The organism is Roseateles depolymerans, assembly GCF_003387155.1.
Lineage (GTDB): Bacteria > Pseudomonadota > Gammaproteobacteria > Burkholderiales > Burkholderiaceae_C > Roseateles > Roseateles depolymerans.
In genome coordinates this window covers 188,213-214,181 of the sequence record NZ_QUMT01000001.1, presented here as the reverse complement: position 1 = coordinate 214,181, position 25,969 = coordinate 188,213, and the positions used below count along the sequence as shown (strand labels likewise).

At 67.0% G+C, this 25,969-nt stretch carries 20 protein-coding genes and 1 pseudogene; 16 read left to right on the top strand and 5 right to left on the bottom strand.

What is annotated here, in order from left to right:
* Positions 1-37: 37 nt before the first annotated feature.
* The 10 genes and pseudogenes from DES44_RS00865 to DES44_RS00825 all read left to right on the top strand — a co-directional run bounded on the left by DES44_RS00865 (position 38) and on the right by DES44_RS00825 (position 11,006).
* Complete coding sequence (locus tag DES44_RS00865; RefSeq protein ID WP_233441627.1) at positions 38-2,260, top strand: cytochrome c biogenesis protein ResB; 2,223 nt, start codon at positions 38-40, stop codon at positions 2,258-2,260.
* Between the two features lie 4 nt (positions 2,261-2,264).
* Positions 2,265-3,686 carry a c-type cytochrome biogenesis protein CcsB gene (ccsB, locus tag DES44_RS00860; protein ID WP_083525868.1) on the top strand — a complete coding sequence of 474 codons (1,422 nt, stop codon included), beginning with the start codon at positions 2,265-2,267 and terminating at the stop codon, positions 3,684-3,686.
* A gap of 96 nt (positions 3,687-3,782) precedes the next feature.
* A complete protein-coding gene (gene msrP, locus DES44_RS00855; RefSeq protein WP_058936616.1) occupies positions 3,783-4,772 on the top strand; it encodes a protein-methionine-sulfoxide reductase catalytic subunit MsrP in 990 nt (329 codons plus the stop codon).
* A 10-nt stretch (positions 4,773-4,782) separates the two neighbouring features.
* Positions 4,783-5,442: a protein-methionine-sulfoxide reductase heme-binding subunit MsrQ gene (gene msrQ, locus DES44_RS00850; RefSeq protein WP_083525869.1), complete on the top strand. Its 660-nt coding sequence runs from the start codon at positions 4,783-4,785 to the stop codon at positions 5,440-5,442.
* Positions 5,387-6,625 (top strand): annotated as a pseudogene (locus tag DES44_RS00845) (NAD(P)/FAD-dependent oxidoreductase); the annotation flags it as partial. The gene msrQ and the pseudogene DES44_RS00845, both read left to right, overlap by 56 nt.
* Before the next feature lie 81 nt (positions 6,626-6,706).
* Positions 6,707-7,075, top strand: coding sequence for a dihydroneopterin aldolase (locus tag DES44_RS25380; RefSeq protein ID WP_058937625.1), 369 nt, complete (start codon positions 6,707-6,709; stop codon positions 7,073-7,075).
* 72 nt (positions 7,076-7,147) lie between these two features.
* Positions 7,148-8,104: a tRNA 2-thiocytidine(32) synthetase TtcA gene (gene ttcA, locus DES44_RS00840; RefSeq protein ID WP_083525871.1), complete on the top strand. Its 957-nt coding sequence runs from the start codon at positions 7,148-7,150 to the stop codon at positions 8,102-8,104.
* A 144-nt stretch (positions 8,105-8,248) separates the two neighbouring features.
* On the top strand, positions 8,249-8,890 hold the full coding sequence (locus DES44_RS00835; protein WP_058936617.1) for a DUF4136 domain-containing protein: 642 nt from the start codon (positions 8,249-8,251) through the stop codon (positions 8,888-8,890).
* Between the two features lie 71 nt (positions 8,891-8,961).
* The gene (gene glmU, locus DES44_RS00830) at positions 8,962-10,335 is read left to right on the top strand and encodes a bifunctional UDP-N-acetylglucosamine diphosphorylase/glucosamine-1-phosphate N-acetyltransferase GlmU (protein WP_058936618.1); all 1,374 of its coding nucleotides are present in this window, start codon (positions 8,962-8,964) and stop codon (positions 10,333-10,335) included.
* A gap of 173 nt (positions 10,336-10,508) precedes the next feature.
* A complete protein-coding gene (locus DES44_RS00825) occupies positions 10,509-11,006 on the top strand; it encodes a hypothetical protein (protein WP_058936619.1) in 498 nt (165 codons plus the stop codon).
* 44 nt (positions 11,007-11,050) lie between these two features.
* On the opposite strand, the gene DES44_RS00820 is transcribed toward DES44_RS00825, so the two are convergent.
* Both DES44_RS00820 and DES44_RS00815 read right to left on the bottom strand, forming a co-directional pair.
* Entirely contained in the window at positions 11,051-11,902 is an 852-nt protein-coding gene (locus DES44_RS00820; protein ID WP_058936620.1) for a transposase, read from the bottom strand.
* Positions 11,903-12,027: 125 nt separating this feature from the next.
* Positions 12,028-12,507 (bottom strand): thioredoxin family protein, encoded by a 480-nt coding sequence (locus tag DES44_RS00815; RefSeq protein WP_083525872.1) that lies wholly within the window; start codon positions 12,505-12,507, stop codon positions 12,028-12,030.
* Positions 12,508-12,640: 133 nt separating this feature from the next.
* Here DES44_RS00815 and DES44_RS00810 point away from each other — a divergent pair, with 133 nt between their 5' ends.
* From DES44_RS00810 to DES44_RS00800, 3 genes are all read left to right on the top strand, one after another.
* Positions 12,641-13,549, top strand: coding sequence for a DUF808 domain-containing protein (locus DES44_RS00810; protein ID WP_058936622.1), 909 nt, complete (start codon positions 12,641-12,643; stop codon positions 13,547-13,549).
* A 56-nt stretch (positions 13,550-13,605) separates the two neighbouring features.
* A complete protein-coding gene (locus DES44_RS00805; protein ID WP_058936623.1) occupies positions 13,606-13,833 on the top strand; it encodes a hypothetical protein in 228 nt (75 codons plus the stop codon).
* A gap of 71 nt (positions 13,834-13,904) precedes the next feature.
* The gene (locus tag DES44_RS00800) at positions 13,905-14,516 is read left to right on the top strand and encodes a UPF0149 family protein (RefSeq protein WP_058936624.1); all 612 of its coding nucleotides are present in this window, start codon (positions 13,905-13,907) and stop codon (positions 14,514-14,516) included.
* Positions 14,517-14,555: 39 nt separating this feature from the next.
* On the opposite strand, the gene DES44_RS00795 is transcribed toward DES44_RS00800, so the two are convergent.
* Positions 14,556-15,137 carry a hypothetical protein gene (locus DES44_RS00795; protein WP_147306909.1) on the bottom strand — a complete coding sequence of 194 codons (582 nt, stop codon included), beginning with the start codon at positions 15,135-15,137 and terminating at the stop codon, positions 14,556-14,558.
* A 225-nt stretch (positions 15,138-15,362) separates the two neighbouring features.
* Positions 15,363-18,074: a S9 family peptidase gene (locus DES44_RS00790; RefSeq protein ID WP_058936626.1), complete on the bottom strand. Its 2,712-nt coding sequence runs from the start codon at positions 18,072-18,074 to the stop codon at positions 15,363-15,365.
* Positions 18,075-18,233: 159 nt separating this feature from the next.
* Here DES44_RS00790 and DES44_RS00785 point away from each other — a divergent pair, with 159 nt between their 5' ends.
* Together DES44_RS00785 and DES44_RS00780 are read left to right on the top strand one after the other, a co-directional pair.
* Positions 18,234-18,830: a hypothetical protein gene (locus DES44_RS00785; protein ID WP_058936627.1), complete on the top strand. Its 597-nt coding sequence runs from the start codon at positions 18,234-18,236 to the stop codon at positions 18,828-18,830.
* Between the two features lie 72 nt (positions 18,831-18,902).
* Entirely contained in the window at positions 18,903-19,214 is a 312-nt protein-coding gene (locus tag DES44_RS00780; protein ID WP_058936628.1) for a hypothetical protein, read from the top strand.
* Between the two features lie 44 nt (positions 19,215-19,258).
* Here the strand turns inward: DES44_RS00780 and uvrA are convergent, their stop codons facing one another.
* Positions 19,259-24,925: an excinuclease ABC subunit UvrA gene (gene uvrA, locus DES44_RS00775; RefSeq protein ID WP_058936629.1), complete on the bottom strand. Its 5,667-nt coding sequence runs from the start codon at positions 24,923-24,925 to the stop codon at positions 19,259-19,261.
* A 387-nt stretch (positions 24,926-25,312) separates the two neighbouring features.
* Between uvrA and DES44_RS00770 the strand changes: the two genes are divergently transcribed.
* On the top strand, positions 25,313-25,837 hold the full coding sequence (locus DES44_RS00770; protein WP_083525873.1) for a response regulator: 525 nt from the start codon (positions 25,313-25,315) through the stop codon (positions 25,835-25,837).
* Positions 25,838-25,969: the final 132 nt, after the last annotated feature.

The following is a 25,969-nucleotide window of genomic DNA, read 5'->3' as shown; positions in this document are numbered from 1 at the left end:
GCGGATGCCCGCGACAATCGCCCCCATGATGGCCCCCATGACCGAGAAGTCTTCCGTTCCTCCCGCTGACAGCGCCCTGGCGGGTCCATCTGCTGGACCGTCCGCAGCGCCGTCCCATCCGGCGTCCCGTGGTCGGGTCGCTCTCGCCGACGCCATGGAGCTTCTGGCGTCGATGCGTTTCGCCATTTCCCTGCTCGTGGTCATCTGCATCACGGCGGTGATCGGCACGGTGGTCAAGCAAAACGAGCCCCTGAACAACTACGTCAACCAGTTCGGTCCGTTCTGGGCCGAGCTGTTTGGCCGGATGAGCCTCTACACCGTCTACAGCGCCTGGTGGTTCCTGCTGATGATGGCGTTTCTGGTGGTCTCCACCAGCCTGTGCGTGGCCCGTCATACGCCCAAGATCCTGCGGGACTTCCGCAACTACAAGGAATCAGTGCGGGAGCAATCGCTGCAAGCGTTCCGCCTGAAGGGGCTGGGTTACCTGCACATGGGCCCGGAAGCCTCGCTGCAGCAGCTCAACAATTGGCTGTCGGCCCACGGCTGGCGCGCCCGCGCCCAGGTGCGCAACACCGGCGTGATGATCGGCGCCAAGAAGGGTGCGGCCCACAAGGTGGGGTATCTGGCCGCCCACTCGGCCATCGTGCTGATCTGCCTGGGCGGCCTGTTCGACGGCGACCTGCTGGTGCGGGTGGTGATGTGGGCCCAGGGCAAGTCCATCTACCAGGGCTCCGACCTCAACCTGATGGCGCCGGAAAACCGCCTCGGCCCGGGCAACCCGAGCTTTCGCGGCAACCTCTTCGTGCCCGAAGGCAACCGCAGCGCGGCCGCCCTGCTGAACATGCCCACCGGCGTGGTGCTGCAGGAACTGCCGTTCGAGGTGGAGCTGAAGAAGTTCAAGGTGGAGTACTACGAGACTGGCATGCCCAAGCTGTTTGCCAGTGACATCGTCATCCACGACCGGGACACCGGTGCCACGCTGGCTGCCACCGTCAAGGTCAACGAGCCGGTCACCTACCGCGGCCTGACGCTCTACCAGAGCAGCTTCGAGGACGGTGGCTCCGAGCTGCAGCTGCGCATGCGCAACCTCTCCGGCAATGATGAGGTGGACCTCACCGGCAAGATTGGCGGTGCCATCCAGATGGGCCAGGGGGACGCGAAGTCCACGCTGGAGTTCTCCGACCTGCGGGTCATCAATGTGGAGAACCTCGGCGGCGCTGCTGGGGGTGAGGCCGCTGAGGCCGCTGGTGCAGGTGCGGGGGGCGCGAGCGCCGCTGCCACCGATGTGCGCCGCGTGGACCTGGTCGGCCGCCTGGAGCAGCACTTGGGTGCCGGTGTCAGCGTGGGCGCGAAGAAGTCGCTGCGCAATGTCGGCCCGTCCTTCAGCTACAAGATCCGGGACGCCAGTGGCCAGGCCCGCGAGTACAACAACTACATGCTGCCGCTGGAACTGGAAGGCCAGCGTGTGTTCCTGCTGGGCGTGCGCGAATCCCCGAGTGAAGGTTTCCGCTACCTGCGGGTGCCGGTCGATGCCCAGGACAGCATGGACGCCTGGCTGTCGATGCGACGCGCCCTGGCCGACCCGGCCCAGCGCAGCCGCGCCGCCCGTCGTTATGCCGAAGCCGCCGCCCCCAGCGACAACGCCAGGACCCGCGAACAGCTGGAAGCCACCAGCCTGCGGGTGCTGACGCTGTTTGCCGGCGCCGAGGGCCTGCAGGTCAATACCCCGCAGCAAGGCGCTTCCATCGGCGGCCTGCCGGCCCTGTCCGACTTCGTCGAGAAGGAAGTGCCGCAGGCCGAGCGCCCTCGGGTGTCCGAAGTGCTGCTGCGCATCCTTAACGGCAGCCTGTTCGAGCTCTACAAGCAGGCCCAGCAGCAGCAGGGTCAGCCCGTGCCCGAACCCGGCCCCAAGACCCAGGCCTTCATGACGCAGGCGGTGTTGTCGCTGTCGGACGCGATGTTCTACCCCTCTCCGATGGTGCTGCAGCTCAAGGACTTCAAGCAGGTCCAGGCCAGCGTCTTCCAGGTCACCCGGGCGCCGGGCCGCACGCTGGTCTATGCCGGCGCGGTCTTGCTCATCATCGGCGTGTTTGCGATGCTCTACATTCGGGAACGCAGGCTCTGGATCTGGCTGGAATCGGCGCCGGGCCGTTCCGAACAGACCCGCGTCCGCATGGCCATGTCCAGCAACCGGGACACGCCTGACCTGCCCACGGAATTTGAAGCGCTCAAGCGGCAGTTGCTGCATGAGGAGGCCTGACCCCATGACTACCACCACGTCCACCGTCGAGAGCCGGCTGCATGCCGACACCTCCACGCTTGAATCCACCCTCGCGGCCTCGTCTCGTTCGCTCGTCGTGGGCAAGCGCGGCTGGTGGGCCGGGCGCGACCTCACCGACTGGCTGTTCGCCGCCGTGGTGCTGCTCGGTGCCGCCTTCGCCTTCACCCGGTACCAGGGCTCGATGGATGTCTACGAAAAGGGCATCCTGCTGGGGGCCACGCCGGCGCTGATCGCGCTGGGCTGGTTCTGGCGGCCGCTGCGCCTGCTCTGCGTCGTGGTGGGCGCGGTCAGCCTCCTGGCCATCCAGCTGTACCTGCGCCAGACCGACAGCTTTGGCGCCGACCTCGCCGCCGCGGACAAGGTCTTCCTGCTCAAGTACATGTTCTCCAGCCAGAGCGCCATCTTGTGGATGAGCGTGCTGGTCTTCATGAGCACGCTGTTCTACTGGCTGGGCTTCTTCAAGCGCGAGGGCGGCCACAGTGCGGCGGAAGCCATTGGCAGCCGGCTGGCCTGGGGCGCGGTGGGCATGGCGCTCATCGGCACCATGGTCCGCTGGTTCGAGAGCCATCAGATCGGCCCGGACATCGGCCATATCCCCGTCAGCAACCTCTATGAGGTGTTCGTGCTGTTCACCTGGCTGACGACGCTGATGTATCTCTACTACGAGCAGCGTTTCAAGACCCGCGCACTGGGCGCCTACGTCATGCTGGTGGTGAGCGCGGCGGTCAGTTTCCTGCTCTGGTACACGGTCGCCCGCGATGCCCACGAGATCCAGCCGCTGGTGCCGGCCCTGCAAAGCTGGTGGATGAAGATCCATGTGCCGGCCAATTTCATTGGGTATGGAAGCTTCTCGCTGGCGGCGATGGTCGCGCTGGCCACGCTGCTCAAGACCGCACCGCCGCGCAGCCTCCACATCGGCCTGATCGGGGTGCCAGTGGGGCTGGTGCTGGTGCTGCTGGCCTTCCGCGCCGGTGCCACGCTTACGCCTGAAACCGTCGCCGGCCTGGATGGGTGGGCCGGCAAGATGGCGGGTGTGGCGGTGTTCCTGGCCTTGTGTGTGGCCCTGCGCGGCCCGCTGACGGCGCGGCTGCCCTCGCTGGAGTCCCTGGATGACCTGATGTACAAGGCCATCGCGCTGGGCTTTGCCTTCTTCACCGTCGCCACCATCCTGGGCGCCTTCTGGGCCGCCGAAGCCTGGGGCGGCTACTGGAGCTGGGACCCGAAGGAGACCTGGGCCCTGATCGTGTGGCTGAACTATGCCGCCTGGCTGCACATGCGGCTGATGAAGGGCCTGCGGGGGGTGATTTCTGCCTGGTGGGCACTGATCGGTCTGCTGGTCACCACCTTCGCCTTCCTGGGCGTGAATATGTTCCTCTCCGGCCTGCATTCTTACGGAACGCTGTAATTCCGGTCGGATTTAAGGTCCGGCTCAGGCAGGGCCGGGGCGGATGACGTAAGGTGCGTCCATCCGCCCATCCCGGGCGACCTGAAGAGGTTGGCCATGCATTTCCTGCGACAGCGACACGGACCGCACATCCCGTCGTCCGAGATCACCCCGCGCGCCGCTTACGACAGCCGTCGCGACTGGCTCAAGTCAGCGGGCGCCCTTGGGCTGGCCGGCCTGGGTGCCGGCCTCGGGCTGGAGGCAGCGGCGCAAACCGCCGGTCCCGGCAAGCTGGCCAAGCTGCCGGGCGTGCGCAGCAACGTCGCGGGCGCCATGGCCATGGACAAGCTGACGCGCTATGAGGACGTCACGTCCTACAACAACTACTACGAGTTCGGCACCGACAAGAGTGACCCGGCCCAGAATGCCCACACGCTGAAAACGCGTCCCTGGACCGTCGCCATCGAAGGCGAATGCGCCAAGCCCGGCCGCTTCGGCATTGAAGACCTGCTCAAGCTGGCGCCGATGGAAGAGCGCATCTACCGCCTGCGCTGCGTCGAGGGCTGGTCGATGGTCATCCCTTGGGAAGGGTATTCGCTGGCCGAGTTGCTGAAGAAGGCAGAGCCCACCAGCAAGGCCAAGTATGTGGAATTCACCACCCTGGCGGACAAGGCCCAGATGCCGGGCGTGCGCTCCGGCGTGCTGGACTGGCCCTACATCGAGGGCCTGCGCATCGATGAAGCCATGCACCCGCTCACGCTGATGGCCTTTGGCCTGTACGGCGAGGTGCTGCCCAACCAGAACGGCGCGCCCCTGCGCCTGGTGGTGCCCTGGAAATACGGCTTCAAGTCGGCCAAGTCCATCGTCAAGATCCGCTTCACCGAGCAGCAGCCGGTGAGCAGCTGGACCAAGGCTGCCCAGCAGGAATACGGCTTCTTCTCCAACGTGAATCCGAAGGTGGACCACCCTCGCTGGAGCCAGGCTACCGAGCGGCGCATCGGGGAGGACGGCTTCTTTGCGAAGAAGCGCCCGACGCTGATGTTCAACGGCTACGAGTCGCAGGTGGGCCAGCTCTATGCCGGCATGGACCTGAAGAAGTTCTACTGAGCGGACGGAGCTGCCCTTGACGACGTCCGCACCCGCCCCGGCACCCGCGCCCGCACCCACGCGTGCCGCCCGTGCCGCCCGCCATCCGCTGCTGCATCCGGTGGCCAAGCCGCTGCTGTTCGTGCTGTGCCTGCTGCCCCTGGCCTGGTATGCCTATGGCGTGATCACCTATCAGCTGGGCGCCAATCCGGCCGAGGCGGTCATCCGGGGTCTGGGAGACTGGACGCTGCGCCTGCTGTGGGTGACGCTCGCCGTCACGCCGCTGCGGCAGTGGACCGGACAGCCGGCCCTGGCTCGGTTCCGGCGCATGCTGGGGGTGTTCACCTTCTTTTATGCCACGCTGCATCTGGTGGCGTATTCCTTCCTGGACATGGGGCTGGACCTGCCCGAGATCCTGAAGGACATCGCCAAGCGGCCCTTTATCCTGATGGGCTTCGCCGCCTGGCTGATGCTGCTGCCGCTGGCCGCCACGTCCTTCAACCGGGCGATCAAGGCGCTGGGCGCCAAGCGCTGGCAGTGGCTGCACAAGCTGGTCTACCTGATCGCCATCGTGGGCCTGATGCACTTCATCTGGATGCGGGCCGGCAAGAACAACTTCGCCGAGCCGGCGGTGTATGGCGGGATCCTGGCCGTGCTGCTGGGGTGGCGGGTGTGGAAGCGGATGGCGTAGGAGGCTTGGTAACGGGCCCGGTGAGAGGCCCGGTGAGAGGCCCGGTAAAAGTCCCGGAAAGACCGGCTCTGGCCGCATTTGCGCCCGATCCCGGATAATCACGGGTTTTCCCCGCCGGCCACCGCCTCCCATGACCGACGCCCACCACGGCTCCAACGGGCCCCACCCTTCAGATCGCCCGGACAGATCGGACCATTCCGATCGCTCCGAGCGCTCCGAGCGCTCCGATGGGCCGCAAGCGGACCTGCTCGCCCCACTGCCCACGCTCCCCGCCGTCCTGGACGCCGTCATCATCGGCGGTGGGCCGGCCGGCTGCAGCGCGGCCAGCTGGCTCGCCCAGCTGGGCTTGAGCGTGGCCGTCATCGAACGCGGCTCGCGGCTGTGCGGAAGTCTGCAGGCCCTCACCTACCACCAGGACTGGCTGCTCGGCCAGCCCGGCGAAAGTCTGGCGGCGCTGGGTGACCGATATGCCAGCCACGTCCAGGCCCTGCCCGGCGTGCATGTGCTCCTGCACCGCAGCGCCCATCATCTGGACTGGCAGGCGGAGCAAGGCTGGCAGATCCATCTGGACGGGGACACCCCCGGTGCCGCCGCGGCGGACCATGCCTTGCGCGAGCCGCTGCGGGCCCGGGCGCTGGTGCTGGCCACCGGGCTGACGCCGCGACACCCGACGCCCCTGTACCCCGCCTCCGCCCGGCACGGCCGGGTGCTGGACGCCATCGAGCTTACCGCGCGACGCGAGCAACTGCCCCCCGGCCGCGTGCTGCTGCTGGGCGGCGGCGACAACGCGGTGGAAAACGCCCTCTTCCTGCAGGCCCATGGCCACGAGGTGACGATCTGGTCGCGCTCTGACTGGCGGGCCCAGACACATCTGCTGCAGCAGTTGGACGCCCAGCCCGCCATCCGCCGCCGACCGGCCCAGGCCATGCCGACCGCCGTGACCGCCCAGCCAGACGCTGTGCAGGTCTCGTCCAAGGCCTACGGCGACGAGCAGTTCGACCATGTCGCCGTGCTGCTGGGCTATGAACCGGAAGCGTCGGCCTGGCTGCTGGTGGCGGACGCCCTGCAGCGCGCCGGCGTCACCGCCCCGTCCCAACCCTTCCGCGACGAGCCCCGTTTCGGCGTGCTGGGGCTGTTCGTGGCGGGGGATGCCAGCGCCCGTCAACACCCCTGCGTCCAGACGGCGCTGGGCGACGGGGTCGTGGCCGCCAAGCAGGTCGAGGCCTTCCTGCGTCCACTGCGCGAAGCCCAGCCGCCCGCCAGCCTGCGCCGCAACAACCGCCAGGTGATCCACATCACCGGGCTGCGCTTCGGCGCCAACCTCGGTGTGCTCGACTTCGAACGCGAAGGCCCCCAACCGATCCAGGTGGATGCGGAGGTCAACCTCGGTGCGCAGATGATCGTCTCGCGCGACGCGGACATCGGCCACGTGCTGGACTACCGCCGGGTGCGCCTGATCATCATCGATGAATGCACCGCCGAACACACCGACCTGCTGGAAGCCCTGCTGGGCAAGCTCTGCACCCGGCTGATGAAGCTGCCGGGCGTGGTGGGCGTGCGCATCAAGGTGACCAAGCTGGAAATCTTCCCCGACTGCCAGGTGGCCATCAGCGCCGAATGCGGGCAGTGGTGACCGGAACCCGGCCCTGACCGCGAACGGCGGCGGGGCCCCATCGGCCTGACCGATACAGAGATAGGACTGACCATGATTGAGACCACGACCGCTGCTGCTCAGAGCGCCGATGCCGTTGCCGCGGAGGCTGCCGCCAAGAAGCATGCGCATGAGATGAACAAGCTCTCCAAGCGCCTGCACCGTCAGGTCGGCCAGGCCATTGCCGACTTCAACATGATCGAGGACGGCGACAAGGTCATGGTCTGCCTGTCCGGCGGCAAGGACAGCTATTCCCTGCTGGACATCCTGATCAACCTCAAGGAGAGGGCCCCGATCAAGTTCGACATCGTGGCCGTCAACCTGGACCAGAAGCAGCCCGGCTTCCCCGAAGACGTGCTGCCGACCTACCTCAAGTCGCGCGGCGTGGACTTCCACATCGAGGAGCAGGACACCTACTCCATCGTCAAGCGCCTGGTGCCCGAGGGCAAGACCACCTGCAGCCTGTGCTCGCGCCTTCGCCGCGGCATCCTGTACCGGGTGGCCGGCGAGCTGGGCGCCACCAAGATCGCGCTGGGCCATCACCGGGACGACATCGTCACCACGCTGATGCTCAACATGTTCTTCGGCAGCCGCATGAAGGGCATGCCGCCCAAGCTGGTCAGTGACGACGGCAAGAACGTGGTCATCCGTCCGCTGGCCTATGTGCGGGAGTCCGACCTGCAGCGCTGGGCCGACCATCGCGAATTCCCCATCATCCCGTGCAACCTCTGTGGCAGCCAGCCCAACCTGCAGCGCGCCACGGTCAAGGCGATGCTGCAGGACTGGGACCGCCGGTTCCCGGGCCGCGTTGACAACATGTTCACCGCCATGGGCAACATCGTGACCTCGCACATGATGGACCGGTCGCTGTTCCCGTTCGAGACCATCAAGGCCACCGGCGCGCCGGTGCAGGACGGTGACATCGCCTTCGACGAGGAAGAACACTGCGGCACCAGCGCCCCGGCGCCCGCATCGGTCATCCGTCTGGTGCGCGACGACGAGCAGGAATAACCGGAGCGAAACCGGATCCTTACCTGCCCCCAACAGACAGGGTCAACCGGACACGGTCACAATCGTTGTGATGCCGAGGGCACGCGGACTGCCCTGGATGACACTCACACGGCATCGACACGGCATTGATCTCTGGAGGCCCGTATGTTCTCTTCGATTCGTCGGCTGGCCCTGGCCAGCTTTGGCGCTGCGGCAGTGCTGGCCCTGACCGGCTGCGCGGCGCTCAACACCGTCTCGGCCGAGGTCCAGACCTTCGGCAGCTGGCCCGCTGGCCGGCAGCCCGGCACCTATGCGTTCGAGCGCATGCCGTCGCAGCAGCAGAACGAGCAGGCGCAGGCCCGTCTGGAGGACGCCGCGCGCGCCGCCCTGGAAAAGGTGGGCTTCACCGCCGCGCCGGATGCGAAATCGGCCGATGTGCTGGTGACCCTGGGCGCCCGCATCACCCGCACCTCCGCCGCCCCGTGGGACGACCCACTGTGGTGGCGCTGGAACGGCAACTATTTCCAGTGGCGCTACGGCCCGGCCTGGCGACCCTATTACAACCGCTGGGGCTTCGCCTATCCGATGGATCCGATGATGGAGCGTCGGTACGACCGGGAAGTGGCCCTGCTGCTGCGAGACCGCAAGACCAACGAGCCGCTGTATGAGGCGCGTGCCAGCAACGATGGCCTGACCGAAGGGGACTCGCGCCTGCTGGCGGCCCTGTTCGAGTCCTCCATGGCGGACTTCCCGCAGACACGTCCGGAGCCGCATTCTGTGTCCGTGACGCTGCCGCCGGCGCCCTGAGCGGCCTCCTGACAACGCCTTGGCCAGCCCAACGATAATCGCGGTTTTCCACTGGAAGCCGCGATTTTTCTATGTCGCTCAATATCGTTGTCATGGCTGCGGGCAAGGGCACCCGCATGAAGTCGTCCCTGCCGAAGGTGCTGCACAAGCTGGCCGGCCGGTCGCTTCTCAAGCATGTGCTGTCCAGCACGGCGGCGCTGCAAGCGCAGGCCCGCATTGTGATCACCGGCCATGGTGCGGACCAGGTGGAAGCCGCTGTCGCCGGCGACGGCATCCGCTTCGTGCGCCAGGAACCCCAGCTGGGCACCGGCCACGCCATTCAGCAGGCCGTGCCGGCGCTGGAAGCCGGCGGCACCACGCTCATCCTCAGCGGTGACACCCCGCTCATCAGCACCCCCACCACGCAAGCCATGGTGCAGGCCAGCCAAGGCCAGAAGCTGGTGCTGCTCACCATCCACTATGCCGACCCGACCGGGTATGGCCGCATCGTGCGCGACGGCGACGCCGTCAAGGCAATCGTCGAGCACAAGGACGCCACGTCCGAGCAGCGACTGATCCGCGAGTGCTACACCGGCATCATGGCGGCGCCCACCGAGGCCCTCAAGCGCTGGGTCGGCCAGTTGAGCAATCAGAATGCGCAGGGTGAGTACTACCTCACCGACATCGTGGCCATGGCCGTGGCGGAAGGGGTGCCGGTCGTTGCGGTCACGACAGCGGACGAGACAGAAGTGCTGGGCGTCAACAGCCCGTCGCAACTGGCCCATCTCGAGCGCCGTTTCCAGCGTCAGCAGGCCGAAGCGCTGATGGACGCAGGCGTGCGCCTGGCCGATCCCGCACGCCTGGACCTCCGGGGCACGCTGAGCTGCGGACGTGATGTGGAGATCGACGTGAACTGCGTCTTCGAAGGCACGGTCAGTCTGGGAGACGGTGTGCGGATCGGGGCCAACTGCGTCATCCGCAATGCCACGATCGCAGCGGGCGCCCGCATCCATGAATTCACCCACATCGACGGCGAAGCGGCCGGTGCCAGCGTCGGCGAAGGCGCCCTGATCGGCCCGTTTGCCCGTCTGCGCCCGGGCGCGCAACTCGGCGCCGAGGTGCACATCGGCAACTTTGTGGAGGTCAAGAATTCGACCCTGGCCAAGGGTGCCAAGGCCAATCACCTGGCTTACCTGGGCGACGCCACGGTTGGAGAGCGCGTCAATTACGGCGCCGGATCCATTACCGCCAACTATGACGGCGCCAACAAACACCGCACCACCATCGGGGCGGACGTCCATGTGGGCTCCAATTGCGTGCTGGTGGCCCCGGTGACCCTGGGAGACGGCGCCACCATCGGCGGCGGCTCCACCATCACCAAGGATGTGGCGCCCGGACAGCTGGCCGTGGCGCGCGGTCGACAAACCGTGATATCTGAATGGGTTAGGCCTGTCAAAAAGAAGTGAGGGGTTCAGAATCCCTTTAAGCTGGCTTTGCGTTCGGGCGGTCTGTGGCATGTTGACCGTGACATGTGCATCAGATCCCCCGTCGCAATGCGGCCTGCCCCCCGGACCACGGGAGGCGACCGGGGCCAGGCTTGCCTAGCATTGGCCCTGTTGTAGATCCACCTGGGTGTTCCATGGCGATCCGTACTGCTGACACGACCGAGCTGCTGCCCCTGCGGGATGACGATGTCGCCCTGCCGGAAACGGCTGCATTGGACGGGCTGATGAAGTCTCTGGCGTCGGAGGCGGACACGCCCGAGGACCAGGCTGCGCGCAGCGAAGCGCTGGAGCGCCTGGCCCTGTCGCACGCGATGTGCGACGACGCCGCGCAGGCCTGCTTCTATCTGTGCCGCAGCCTGGGTCTGGCCCGACAACAGACGCCCACCCAGGACGGCCAGTCAGGCCCTGACCTGGACCTGCTGTTCCAATTGCTGGGCGCCCTGGCGGACCTGCCGGCGGAAGTCAGCGCCCTGCCGATGCCGGAAGGCGAAGCCGATGGCCTGGGCGTGGCGGAACTCTGCCACCAGCTGGCTGCGGCCCGCGAGATGACCACCGCAGCCTGGAACGAGGCGGCGGAAATGAACCCGGTCGTTGCCACCTGCCCGGCAGCACCGGCGCACGCGCTGCACTGAGCGACGCGCAAACGCGCCACACGGGTCGTGGCGGCGCCTGCCTCTCAGTGGCTTTGACTCACTGACCGATGCCCGCGCTCGTGGCCGGCGATCAGCCGGCTCACCCGGGACACCGACAAGCCCAGTTCCCTCGCCAGCGCGGTCATCGACTGCCCGCCTTCGGTGTGAGCCCGGTACAGCGCTTCTTCCCGCGAGCTGCTGTTTCTCAGCCATTCCCGCAAGGCGCGGGGCCGGGGCGCACGAGGCGCCCGTTCACTGAGGTGGACCGTCCGCTGCACGAAGGCAGCATCGCCCAGGAAGATCTGGTGGCGCAGCTGGCTCCAGATGTCCAGTTGCGGATCGGATTCCACCAGGCCGTAATAACGCTGGGCGGCCCGGCGGCGGTCGGACGCCGTCTGGGGCCGTCGTCCGAGCACATGACTCCACAAGCCCTCCACTTCCAGCCACGGCGGTGAGTCCGCCATGCCGGAATGCGCCGGGAAGCTGCTCCAGGGCCACCGCGCCGGATCATCGACCAGCGCATCGCGCACCCCCACCAGTTCCACATACCGGCAGGCATCCAGCAGCAGATGGTCCCGGTCCACCAACACGGCCTTGAAGCGCCCCTGAAAGACGTGACCCGTGCGCGCATGCCGTCGGTTGAAGGCCTGGGTGTAGACACCATTGAGATGCCGCATCAGCCGCGACAAATTGGCCTGGCGGGTGAAGATCAGCAGCTCGTAGTGCAGGCTGCCCAGCCCGTAGGCCAGCACCTGGGCATCAAAGCGCTTCGCGGCCTGGTCCACCAACTCGAGCATCAGGCGCCGGTCTTCGTCGTCAGCGAACACGGGCTGCTCCCCCCGTGTCGCCACGTGGTAGACAGCGCCTGGAAATTCGATGCGAAGGGGCCTAGCCATGGCAACAAGCTAGGCGACGGCTCCCCAAAAAACAAGGCGCCCGACCGCTGATCTCAGCGACACGGACGCCTGCCTGATTGGTCCCCGGATCGATCGCCTAAGCTGTGGATCGCCCCGGCCCGGGATCAGCTCTTGCCTAGCTTGGCCAGCACCTGCATCACGGCGTCTTCGCCCATGTTGCGGGCGTCGGCGAGCTCGCCGCCCAGGGTGGCGCCCAAGACCTGACCCTCCGGGCTCAGCACGGCCACCGTCGGGATGCCCTTCTTGAGGGTCACGCCCATCTGGTTGGCCACGTCGACGTTGCGATCGAATCGACCGACATTGACCTTCACGACGACAAAGCGCTTGTTCACCTCATGCGAGAGCGACCCATGGCCCATGCCCCGGTTCAGCGCCAGGCAGTCCTTGCACCAGTTGGCGCCATAGATCACCAGCACCTGCTTGCGATCGGCGGCCGCCTTGGCAATGGCCTCATTGATGTCGACCCGCGCGTCCGCCTGCTCGTTATAGGGGCCCTCGTTCGGGGTCTCCGCCGCGTGCACGGCCGGCAGGGCCACCAGGGCCCACACCGCGGCCATCAGGAAGGTCGTGGTTCGTCGTTTCATCGCGTCAGTGTGCCATCAGGAGCAAGCGCTTGCGCATCGAGGGCCCATATCGGAAATACCGATGGGCGCATGCGGTACAAACGCAGCTTCGACCACTTCCCTTCATCAGCGGCCCATCGCCGCCCATCACACCATGGCCTCCAGCCTTCTTGCCCTGATCGATGACATCACCACGGTGCTCGACGATGTGGCCCTGCTTTCCAAAATGGCCGCCAAGAAAACCTCCGGCGTGCTGGGGGATGACCTGGCGCTGAATGCACAGCAGGTCAGCGGCGTCAGCGCCGACCGGGAACTGCCGGTGGTCTGGGGCGTGTTCAAGGGCTCGCTGCTCAACAAGGCCATCCTGGTGCCGGCGGCACTGGCCATCAGCGCCTGGGCGCCCTGGGCGGTCACGCCGCTGCTGATGGTCGGCGGCGCGTACCTCTGCTTCGAGGGCGTGGAAAAGCTGGCTCACAAGTGGCTGCACAGCGATGCGGAGGATGCTGAAGAAAAGGCCCTGCTGGAGGCGCTCAAGACCCCCGGCGCCGACATCGCCTCCCTTGAGAAAAGCAAGATCAAGGGCGCCATCCGCACCGACTTCATTCTGTCGGCGGAGATCATCGCCATCACGCTCAATACGGTGGCCAACGAGCCCTTCCTCTCGCGCGTGCTGGTGCTGTCCATCGTCGCACTGCTGATGACGGTGGGGGTCTACGGCCTGGTGGCCGGCATCGTGAAGCTGGATGACGCGGGTCTGTGGCTCAAGCGTCAGGCCGCGGCATGGCAGCAGAGCCTGGGCGGCGCCCTGCTGGCACTGGCGCCCTGGCTGATGAAAACGCTCTCGGTGCTGGGCACGGCGGCGATGTTCCTGGTGGGCGGCGGCATCCTGACCCATGGCTCGGCCACGTTGCACCATGGCATCGAGCAGGTGGTGAACAGCCTGGGGGCGACCGGAGTGGTGGCGTCCACGCTGCAGCTGGTGGGTGATGTGCTGGTGGGCGTGGTGGTCGGAGCGGCGGTGCTGGCGGTCGTCTCGCTCATCCAGAAGTTGCGCAAACGCTGAAGCGCCGGGGCTGGTAACGTGCAGCAGCTGGCACCGGCATCGCGGAGAATCACGGCATGAAGACGCATCAGATCGAAATCCAGAAGTTCAAGGCCGCCTCCAATTCCAGCCACGGCACGGTCAGCTTCAAGGTGGACGCGCTCATCAGCGCAAGGCAGCCGGTGGAAGGCATCGAGCCCTCCAGCCTGGTCACCATGAGCGAAGCCAATGCGCGGGTGCTGATGGCCCTGCTCAAGACCCAGCTCGCCGAATTCGATGGCCGCAAGGCCCGCAGCCAGCGCTGAGCGCTCGGGCTGCACCCACTTTTGACGGGTCCCACGGACTCGCCCCTGATTTCTGAAAGTACCGAATCACCATGGAACTGCCGCAGTACCAACCCGAGAAGGCGGACTATCTGCCCCTGACTGACGACGAGCTCCAGGACCTGGACGACTGGCTGTCCGAACTGCCCACCGATGCCGCGATGAACATCGAGGCCATCGACGGCTACCTGAGCGCCCTGCTGCTGAGCCCGGTCTCGCTGAGCGACAAGGCCGGCGCCGACTGGATGGCGCCCGTGTGGGGCGGCGGCGACCCGTTTGCCAGCGGCAAGCAGCGCAAGCGGGTGGCCCTGCTGCTGCTGCGCCATGTGCACAGCCTGTCGGTGCAATGGACCTCGAAGCAGGACGAGTGGGAGCCGATCTTCAGCATTGCGGAAGACGGCGAACAGCAGCTGGTGGATGCCGAGGACTGGTGCACCGGCTTCATGATCGGGGTGGACCAGGACAGCGAGGCCTGGGCCCCGCTGTTCGAGCACACCAAGACTGCGGCGGCGCTGGCCCCCATCGCCCTGCTCGGTGGTGACGAGGAGCAGCTGTCCGCCGAAGACGCCGAGAAGCTGACCGACCTGCACTGGCGCGATGCGCTGAGCCGCGAAGTGCCGGAAGGCGTGCTGACGATGTGGACGCTGCGGCAAGCGGCGGATTAAACGCCGCCCAGCATCAGGCGGACTAACCGCCGCCTGGCCTCAGGCGGCCAGCGCCAGCACCCGATAGTGCCCCAGCGGCTCTTCCGCCCGCGGGGCGGGCTCGGCGTGGGCGTCGGCGGACATCGCATACCGCCCGCCCTGCGCGATCCGCTGCAAGCCCACCTCCACCACGCCCAGCATGCCGAGCGCCTCCCGCAGGTTGTCGCGCACGGCCGCGGCGACGATCAGGGCTTCATCGTCGTCCGAGTGCGTGTCTTCGTCGATGTAGTCCCGCTCCAGCCGGGCCACCAGCTCGGCGCAGGCGGCCGCTTGCTGCATGCGTTCCCGCACGGTCTCGAGCGCCACGCGGACGGTGATGTCGCGTCGCGGCGCGAGCCATTCCGCATTGCCGGGCATGAAACGGCTGCGGGTGGGGCACATGCGGGAGCGGTACAGAAATCCGTCCAGGTCCGCGTCGGAGAGGTCCGACAGGGGTCGCAGGTCCAGCAAGGCAATGACGGGGGGCTGGGCAGCCGCCTGTGCAGCCGCCTGTGCAGCCGCTTGTGCAGCCGCTTGTGCAGGGATTTGTGCACGGGGCTGAGCGCAGGACTGAGGGAAAGGAATGCAGGTAGGGTGCGTCATGGGGAAGCTCCGGGTCTGTCCATCAAAGGGATGGCTCATGATTCCCGCACCGCCGACGCATTTCATTGAAGAAAATCAAAGCCAAGGCCCACCCCTTTCACACCATTCATCTTGACTGGCGGAAGGCAGTGGGCCTTGTGACGTGAACCCGGGAGAGGCTCAGCGAATCTGAGTGGCCATCGGACGCGAACGTCCGATAGCCGGGGCGCTGTGACGCCGCAGCGCTCAGCGAGCGGCGGTGCCCAGATGCTGAAGCCAGAAGGCTTCATACTTGCGATGCTGCCCGACCGGCTTCACCGCGCCGCCCAGTGCATGCACGCCATCCGGATCCAGGTACAGCTCGACCAGCCCGTCCTTGCCCGACTCCAGCAGCGCCCGGTAGACATTCACCGTGTCCTGATACAGCACGTTGGGGTCCTGCATGCCATGCACCAGCAGCAGCGGCTTCTTCAGCTGGCGGGCCAGCGGCAGCAGCGAGTACTTGCGCAGCACGGGCTTGGTCCGGTCCACCGGGCCGATGGTGCGGCCGCTGTACCAGGAGTTGTAGTTCTCCCATTCCGTCGGGCCCGCGCCCGCGATGCCCGCGGCGAACAGATCCGGCTTGGTGTAGAGCGTGTACTGGGTCTGGAAGCCGCCAAAGCTCCAGCCGTTCAGGCCCAGCCGGTTGCCGTCCACACCGAAGTTCGCCTTCATGTAGCCCACCAGGTCCTCCAGGTCTTCCGCCTGCGGCTGACCCGGCTGCTGCCAGTTGGCATCCGCAAAACGCTCTCCGTAGTTGGAGTGACCACGCGGGTCCACCGTCACCGTCACGTAGCCGTACTTCACGGCCATGTACATGGCAAAGAGATAGCCGGTGTTCTGGAAGCTGTCGGTCTCCACCAGGTGGCGGTCATTCAGCGGACCGCCGTAGACATAAACGATGCCGGGGCGCCGGTCACCGGCCTGCCAGCCGCGGGGCTTGAAGACATAGCCCTGGATCTGGTCGCCGTGGCGGTTGGCATAGCTGAAGCGCTCCGGCTGTGCCACGCTAACCTTTGCCCAGGCCGGATCGTGGCTGCTGGTCAGCACACGGCCCGGCTCGGCCGGCTGGGTGGTGGCCTGACTCTTGATGAGCTTGAGCTCGGGCAGGTGCGCCCAGTCACCGGCCACCGCCGCCAGCCACTGGCCATTGCGGGAGACGGTCGCATTGCGGTGGTACTCCGGCGCGCGGCCCAGGGCGGTCATGGCACCGTCCTTCAAGTCCACCCGCCACAGGTTCATGGCGGCGTAGTCGTCCTTGTTGGCCACCACGAACATCGTGCGGCTGTCCGGCGTGAAGCCCAGCACCTGATAAGCCTCGAAGTCCCCCTGCACCAGCGGACGGACGGCACGGTCGCCGCCTTGCAGCCGCATCGCATAGGGCTGGCGCCAGCCCTTGTCGGCCAGCATCACCACCAGGTCACGGCTGTCCGGGGTGAACTGCGGGGTCATCACATTGACCAGCTCATGGTGGATGGGGGCACGACGCTCGACCACCACCACCGGCTTGCCCGACGGCTCGCCCAGGTAGACGCGGTACAGGCCCTTCTCACGCTCGAAGGTGGCGAAGGCATAACGACTGCCGTCGCGGGCCCACACCACCGGGGACATTTCGAACCACACGTCGCCGCCCGGGTGGGTGAACACCGGCTCCGGCTGGCGGGTGGGGGTGTCGCCGGCAGCCGGAACGGGGCGGATGAACAGGGCGATGGCAGGCAGGCCACGCTTGTCGTCCGAGACTTCGCGGTCCACCTTCTTGGCGGTGGCAAAGCGCTCGCTGTAGTTCATGATCTCGACCTGACGGCCGGGCTTGGGCGCAGGCTTGCCTTCCGGCGTCGTCAGCGGCGCCTCGGCCAGCAAAGCCATCCAGCGGCCGTTCTCGCTCAGGGTCGTCTGCGCGATCTTGAACTTGCGGTCTTCATCGTCCGGGTTGAACAGCTCGCGGTTGATGACTTCCACCCCGCTGCTGGCCAGTTGCACCCGCAGCACGCGCTTGTCGTCCTGCACGATCACGGCGCGGTCGTCGGGGGTGTAGGCCACCGGCTTGAGCATGCGGTCGATGGACAGCAGCGGCTGCGCCCGATCGGCCCCCACCTTCCAGCGCAGCAATTGGCCGCGGTAGCTGAAGGTCAGCTCGTCGGCCTTGCTGGCCCAGACGAATTGCGTCACGCCCGGATAGAGGTCTTCCGGCTTGAGCTTGTCGCGGGCCTGCTGCTTTTTCAGCTCGTCCCGCAGCTCCCAGAGCTCCATGTCCTTGGGGTCCTTGCCGGACTTGCGGGCGTCCGCACTGGCAGCGCCGGACGCTGCTGTGGAAGCGCTGGTCGCCGAAGCAGCGGACGAGGCCGAACTCGCGGACGACGCCGCAGCATCGCCCCAGGCGGCCTTTTCCGCCGCCTTGCGGGCGTCTTCCCGGGCCTTGCGCTGGGTGAGCTCCACCTTCAGCGCTTCCAGGGCCTTGCGCTCCCACTGGTCCAGGTCGACCTTTTCGCCGCGCAGATAGGCGGCCTGCGCCTCTTCCCGGGCTTGCCGCTCAGCCTGCTCATCGCGCTTTTGCTGCAGCTTGCGGGCGAAACGGTCCAGGTTTTCCGGCGTTTCGACCATCGCCATCAGCGTCGGCGAGGTGACGCGCACCGTCTTGCCGGTCTGCGTGTCGTGCACATACAGGTCGCTGCCGGGCTCCCCGAACGGATTCCACAAATACGCCAGATATCGCCCATCGGCGCTGAACCGGGCCTCCTTGGCCGCTTCGCCTCGATAGGACTCGGCACGGAACAGCTGTTCCAGGGTGAGGGTTGAGGGGGTTGTCGCTGCCACGGCCGCCGGGGCCGGCGCGGCCGCATGGGCCACGGTGCCGTCCCCCAGGGCCAGCCCGGACGCCAGGGTCGCCAGCGCCACGGTGCTCAGGATCCAATGCTTCAAGTTCGCTCTCCACCCCCCAGTTGTCGGGGGAGCGCAGATTCTAGAAATGTTGGCAACACCTGCTTACCGCGTCCCCGTCCACCACGGACGGTGACCGCGCGTTAGACACCCAGGCTTTCCCTGACTTGCAGGGAAATCTGTTCGCAAAAGGAACCGATCATGAAATCCCTGCTGATCGCATCAACCCTGGCCCTGGCCGCCCTGACGGCGCCCGCGGCGCATGCCGGAGACGTGGGCGTCTCCATCAGCGTGGGCCAACCCGGCTTTTACGGGCAGATCCAGCTGGGAGGCGGCTACCCGCCGCCGTCGGTGATCTACACCGAGCCGGTGCTGGTGCAGCGGGTCTATGCCCCGCCCCCTCCGATCTACCTGCGCGTGCCGCCCGACCATTACCGCCACTGGGCCCATCACTGCGGGTACTACGGTGCCTGCGGCCGTCCGGTGTATTTCGTGCGGGAAGACTGGTATGCGCGGACCTATGCCCCTGCGTATTACGGTCCGGCTTACCGCCCTGGCTTTGTGCCGGGACCGCCGCACGGCTATCGGGTCGTCGCACCCCCGCCCCCCCGCTGGGAAGGCCGCTGGGATGATCGACGCGACTGGGAGCGCCGTGAATGGCAGCGGCGCGACTGGGACCGCCGAGGGGACGACCGTCGGGACTGGGACCGCCGGGGCGATGACCGTCGGGATTGGGACCGCGGTGACCGTCACGGCGGCTGGGACGACCGCCGCGGCGGCGGTCATCACCATCACTGAGACCGCTGACGCCCTGTCGCGTATAGTGGGTGCATCCGCGCGCCGTGGCGGCGTGCTTAGCCGCAGCCCACCATGTTCACCAAAGTCATCGCTGCCCTGGGTCTCCTGATCTGCGTGCTGCTGGCCGTGGACATGGCCCTGCCCTGGCGTTACCAGCAGGCCTGGCGCGCCAGGATGCGGCGAGCCTTTGGCCCCTCCTCCGGCAGGCTGTCGGAGCGCCTGGCGGCCCTCGGGCTTCGCTTCAGTTCACGGGAGCGCCGACGCGCCGCCCATGACGCCGCCCGCGATGCCATCGCCCGCGCCAAGCAGCGCGCCGCGAAGTGGGATGGCAACGTCTATCACAGCGACGAATTCGAGCGACGCCAGCGGCGCAAGCCGCATTAAACGGCGGGGCCGCAGCCCCCGCCTCGCTTGAGCCGCTCGCGCCCTTAGGTCCGCGCCAGCACCGGTGCCAAGGCCCGTCCGGTGTGCGTGCCCCGCGCCACCAGGGTTTCCGGCTGCCCCTGCGCCACCACCTGCCCCCCGGCCGAGCCGCCTTCCGGCCCCAGGTCCAGCACCCAGTCCGCCTCGGCGATCACATCCAGGTCGTGCTCGATCACCACCACGCTGTGCCCGCCATTGACCAGGCGGTGCAGCACACGGATGAGTTTCTCCACGTCCGCCATGTGCAGCCCCACCGTCGGTTCGTCCAGCACATACAGCGTGTGCGGCGGCTTCTGACCGCGACGGGTCACGTCGTCCCGCACCTTCACCAGCTCCGACACCAGCTTGATCCGCTGCGCCTCGCCGCCTGACAGCGTCGGGCTTGGCTGCCCCAGCGTCAGGTAACCCAGCCCCACGTCCTGGAGGAGCTTGAGCGGATGCGAAATGTTGGTCATGGCCGCGAAGAACTCCACCGCCTCATCCACTTCCATCTGCAGCACTTCGCCGATGCTCTTGCCACGCCAGCTCACCGCGAGGGTTTCGGGGTTGAAGCGTTGACCGTGGCACTGGTCGCAAAGCACTTTCACATCCGGCAGGAAGCTCATGGCGATGGTGCGCATGCCCTGGCCCTCGCAGGCCGGGCAGCGGCCCTCGCCGGTGTTGAAGCTGAACCGGCCGGGGCCATAACCACGGGCTTTGGCTTCCAGCGTTTCGGCAAACAGTCGGCGGATCGCGTCCCAGAAGCCCACGTAGGTGGCGGGACAGCTGCGCGGCGTCTTGCCGATCGGCGTCTGGTCCACTTCCAGCACCCGGTCCACCTGCTGATGACCTTCGATGCCGGCGCAGCCCTGCCAACGGGACGGCGCCTTGCGCAGCGGCACGGCCGCGGCCATGTTGGACAGCAACACATCCCGCGCCAGGGTGCTCTTGCCGGATCCGGAGACGCCGGTGATGGCCACCAGCCGATGCAGCGGCACTTCCACCGTCACCGATCGCAGGTTGTGCAGCGACGCATCCAGGATCTTCAGACGGGGCTGGTCGGCCTGCGACAGGTCCACCTCCCGGCGCGGCTGCACCGGATGGACCAGCGGATGCGACAGGAATCGACCGGTGAGCGATTCGGGATTGAGCGCCAGCTCTTGCGCCGTGCCTTGCGCCACCACCTGGCCGCCGCGCTTGCCGGCGCCCGGTCCGATGTCGATGATGTGGTCGGCGCGGCGGATGGTGTCCTCGTCATGCTCCACCACGACCAGCGTGTTGCCCTTATCGCCCAGCGTCGACAGCGCCTTGAGCAGGATCTGGTTGTCGCGCGGGTGCAAGCCGATGGTCGGCTCATCCAGCACATAACAAACGCCCTGCAAATTGCTGCCCAACTGGGCGGCCAGGCGGATGCGCTGGGCCTCGCCGCCGGACAGCGTCGGTGCTGCGCGGTCCAGCGTCAGATACCCCAGACCCACCTCTTCCAGGAACTCGAGCCGGCCGCGGATCTCGGACACCACGTCGCGTGCGATCTCGGCATCCCGGCCGGTCAGTGCCAGGCCAGCGACCCATTCCCGGGCCTCGGTCACGCTCCATCCGGCGACGGTGCCGATGGTCTCGTCCTCGAAGGTCACCGCGCGCGCCACCGGATTCAGCCGGGTGCCGCAGCAGTCCGGACACGGCTGGTCGCTCAGGCCTTCCACTTCCGCCTCTTCAGCGGGGAAGCTCTGTTCACGGCCGCGGTTGTCCTTGTCCTGCTGGCTGTCGTCCAGCGCCTTGCGCTGCTCACGCGTCAGCGCCAGGCCCGTGCCCACGCAGGTGGTGCACCAGCCGTGCTTGGAGTTGTAGCTGAACAGGCGCGGGTCCAGTTCGGGATAACTGGTGCCGCAGGTTGGGCAGGCCCGCTTGGTGCTGAACACCCGCAGCTCGCCGATGCCGGTGGTGGGCCGGGCATTGCGGATCGCGTCCTGCAGGCCATCCAGCGGTGCCAGCAGATGCACCACGCCCTTGCCCTGGTCCAGGGCCTTGGCCAGCAGCTCGCGCAGCTCGGCTTCCGACGCCGGGCTCACCACCAGGTCGCCCACCGGCAGTTCGATGGTGTGCTCCTTGAATCGGTCCAGGCGCGGCCACGGGCTGGTGGACAGGAACTCGCCGTCCACCCGCAGATGGGTGTGGCCGCGGCCCTTGGCCCATTTGGCGAGATCGGTATAGACGCCCTTGCGGTTGACCACCAGCGGCGCCAGCAGCCCCACGTGGCGACCCTTGTAGTCGCGCATCAGCTGCGCGGCGATGGCCTCCACGCTTTGCGGACGCACCGGCGTGCCGTCGATGGCGCAGTGCTGCACGCCCAGCTTCACATAGAGCAGACGCAGGAAGTGCCACACCTCGGTGGTGGTGGCCACGGTGCTCTTGCGCCCGCCGCGCGACAAACGCTGCTCGATGGCCACGGTGGGCGGAATGCCCCACACCGCATCCACTTCGGGCCGGCCAGCCGGCTGCACGATGGACCGCGCATAGGCATTGAGCGATTCAAGATACCGGCGCTGGCCTTCATTGAACAGAATGTCGAAGGCCAGCGTGCTCTTGCCCGACCCGGACACGCCGGTGATCACGTTGAAGCGGCCGCGCGGAATGCTCACGTCCACCGACTTGAGATTGTGCTCGCGGGCATTGACGATGCGGATGGCCTCGTCCGCCTTGCGACGCTGGCGCACCAGCGACTGCAGCGGCCGGCCTTCGGCCGCGATCGGCACCGGGGCGCGATCCATGTCCAGCGCATACTCGCGCAAGGCCTTGGCGGTGTGCGAGGTCGGATGGTCCTTGATCTGCTCCGGCGTGCCGACGGCCACCACATGGCCGCCGCCTTCGCCGCCTTCCGGTCCCAGGTCGATGACCCAGTCGGCGGCCCGGATCACATCCAGGTTGTGCTCGATCAGGATCAGCGAATGACCGGCCTGCAGCAGCTTGCGCATGGCCCGCATCAGCTTGGCGATGTCGTCGAAGTGCAGGCCGGTGGTGGGCTCGTCGAAGAGGAACAGCGTGCCCTTGGTGGCCGTGGCCTGGCGCGGACGCGAGGCCGCCTCGGCCAGGAAACCGGCCAGCTTCAGACGCTGCGCCTCGCCGCCGGAAAGGGTAGGCACCGGCTGACCCAGCGTCAGATAGTCCAGGCCCACATCGGACAGCGGCTGCAGCTTGTTGACCACTTCGCGGTCGTCGCGGAACACGGTCAGGGCTTCGGCCACCGTCAGGTCCAGCACATCGGACACGCTCAGCTGCCGTCCCGCCCGCTCCAGCTTGACCTCCAGGATCTCCGCACGGAAGCGCTTGCCGTCGCAGTCTGGGCAGCGCAGGTAGACGTCCGACAGGAACTGCATCTCCACATGCTCGAAGCCGGAGCCGCCGCAGGTCGGGCAGCGGCCGTCCCCCGCATTGAAGCTGAACATGCCGGCGCCATAGCTGCGCTCCTTGGACAGCGGCGCTTCCGCAAAGCGCTTGCGGATCTCGTCGAACACGCCGACATAACTGGCCGGGTTGGAGCGGGCCGTCTTGCCGATCGGCGACTGGTCCACGAAGACCGCATCCGCCAGCCAGTCCGCCCCCAGCAGACGGTCATGCTCGCCCGGGGTTTCGGTGGCCTGGCCGAACCAGCGGGCCAGCGCCGGATACAGCACGTCCTGCATCAGCGTGCTCTTGCCGGAGCCGGACACGCCCGTCACCGCCACCATGCGCTGCAGCGGGAATTCCACATCCACATTGCGCAGGTTGTGCTCGCGGGCGCCTTCCAGGATGAGGCGCGGCGTGTGCTCGTCCACCACGCGCTTCAGGCCCATGCCCACATGCTTGCGGGCGCCCAGGTAGGCACCGGTCAGGGTGTCTGCGGCGCGGATGTCCTCAGGCGTGCCGTCAAAGACGATCTGCCCGCCCTGCTGACCCGGGCCAGGGCCCATGTCGATCAGGCGGTCGGCGGCCAGCATCACGGCGGGATCATGCTCGACCACCACCAGCGTGTTGCCGGCATCCCGCAGGCGGCCCATGGCCTCGACGATGCGGTTCATGTCCCGCGGATGCAGGCCGATGCTGGGCTCGTCCAGCACGAACAGGGTGTTCACCAGCGAGGTGCCCAGCGCCGTGGTCAGGTTGATGCGCTGTACCTCCCCGCCGGAGAGCGTGCGGCTTTGACGGTCCAGCGTCAGGTAGCCGATGCCCACGTCCACCAGGTACTTGAGACGGTTGCGGATCTCGTCCAGCAGCAGCTTCAAGGCTTCATCCAGCATCGACCCGGGCAACTGGAGATGGTCCATGAAGGTCCGCAGCCGGTGGATGGGCAGCAGCATCAGGTCATGCACCGACAGGCCGGGCAACTGCTCCAGCTGCTCCCGCGTCCAGCGCACGCCTTCCGGCAGGAAGCGCTGGTAGTGCGTGCCGCCTTCATCCGCCGCCAGGGCCTCGTCGGCCAGTGCCTTGGAGCCAATGCGCCACAGCATGGCTTCGGTCTTCAGTCGGGCGCCGCGGCAGGTGGGGCATTCGGTGTAGCTGCGGTATTTGCTCAGCAGCACCCGGATGTGCATCTTGTACGCCTTGCTCTCCAGGTAGTCGAAGAACCGGCGCACCCCGTACCACTGCTTGTTCCAGTTGCCGCTCCAGTTGGGGCTGCCCTCGATCACCCAGTCCCGCTGGGCCTGGGTCATCTGGTTCCAGGCCGTGTCCCGCGGGATGCCGGCCTCACCGGCGTACTTGAGCAGGTCGTCCTGGCATTCCTTCCAGGCCGGTGTCTGCATCGGCTTGATGGCACCGCCGCGCAGGGTCTTGCGCTCATCGGGAATCACCAGGCCCAGGTCCACGCCAATCACGCGGCCAAAGCCGCGGCAGCTGTCGCAGGCACCCATGGCCGAATTGAAGGAGAACAGCGCCGGCTGCGGATCCGCATAACGGATGTCGCTCTCCGGGCAATGCAGGCCGGTGGAATAACGCCACAGCACCGGCTCGGCGCCCTCCTCGGCCGGCAGCACATACACCGACAACCGGCCACTGCCGCGCTTGAGGCCCAGTTCGATGGCTTCCAGCGCACGGGACTGCTCCACGCCCTGCACCCGGAAACGGTCGGCCACGACGTCCAGCACCTTGCGGCCGTCCTTGACGCGTTCCGCCTGCACGCGGGTGAAGCCGGACGCGGACAGCCACTGCTGCACTTCCTCCGGGCTCACCGACTCCGGCAGCTCCACCGGGAAGGTCAGCACCAGGCGCGGGTCGTTGTCGCGGGTGCGGGCCAGCAGATCGGCGTAGATGGTCTGCGGCGTGTCATGGCGCACCGGCAAGGCGGTGTCGCGGTCGAAGAGCTCGGCCCCGCGCGCGAACAGCAGCTTGAGGTGGTCGTTCAGCTCCGTCATCGTGCCGACGGTGGACCGGCTGGTGCGCACCGGATTGGTCTGGTCGATGGCGATGGCGGGCGGCACGCCTTCCACCTTGTCCACCGCCGGACGGTCCATCCGGTCCAGGAACTGGCGGGCGTAGGCGGAGAACGTCTCGACGTAACGACGTTGCCCTTCCGCATACAGCGTATCGAAGACCAGGCTGGACTTGCCCGACCCACTGGGCCCGGTCACGACCGTGAGTTCCCCCGTCCGGAGGTCCAGGTCGAGGTTCTTCAGGTTGTGCTGGCGGGCACCGCGAATGCGGATATCGGCGTCTGACATGCTGTAGGCAGCCTCAATGCGGGTAGAGGCCAAAGATTCTAGGGAGTGGTACTGACAGGAACTGACAGCAGCGGAATTGGCCTTGATCAAGTCGGCCCATCGTGTCGCGGATCGCCCTTTAGGGGGAGGTCGCCACATTTCCGGGGAGGCCCGGTAGCGCAGACCTGTCGGCTTCGCGCATGATTTCGTCATCAATTGAAAACCGGCGGCGTTTGACGCATGGTCTCGTTACGGTTGTCAAGGCCCGGCAAGGATGGACTGCTTCGTACTTGCTACTCTTGCACGGCTGAGGCAACAATCAGACCTGCTGGCCCTTGGCAGTTTTGGCAACTTTGGCGGCACCTATCAGGGATTACCCCAGGTCATGGATGACAGGGGCTACAACACATGGACAGACACGACGGCCATCTTTTTCCCGAGACCTCGTTGGTCTTGATGGCGTCTGACGCCTCGCCTTCCGCCAGCCCCGTTTCCGGCCCGGCGGCGGATGCCAGCACCTCCGGTCAGCGCCCTGAGCCCGGAGAGAGCTTTGTGTTGCTGGTCGAGGACAACCCGATCAACCAGGTGGTGGCGCTCGAATTCCTGGCGCTGATGGGCCTGAAGACGCAACTGGCCCGCAACGGCCAGGAAGCGCTGGACCTGTGTGAGCGGGAAGCGCCGAGCCTGGTGCTGATGGACATCCAGATGCCGGGCATGGACGGACTGGAATGTGCCCGCCGCCTGCGTGAGCAGCAGGCCCAGGGGCGGCTGCCCCGTTTCCCCATCCTGGCCCTGACGGCCCATGCGCTGGACAGCGACGTGGCGGACAGTCTGAAGGCAGGCATGGACGAGCATCTGACCAAGCCGCTGGACTTCCTGACCTTGCGCCGTCGCCTGGCACGCTGGCTGGACTTGCCTCAGCTCAACGACTGAGCGCAGCGCTGCGCGCACCTCGGGCAGGCTTGGCTTGCATGCGCTTGCGTTTGCGCGCCTGCATCAATCGTTCGATCGCTCAATCGCTCGGTGGGTCGCTCGGGCGCACGGTCGCTCAGTCGTCCAATCGCT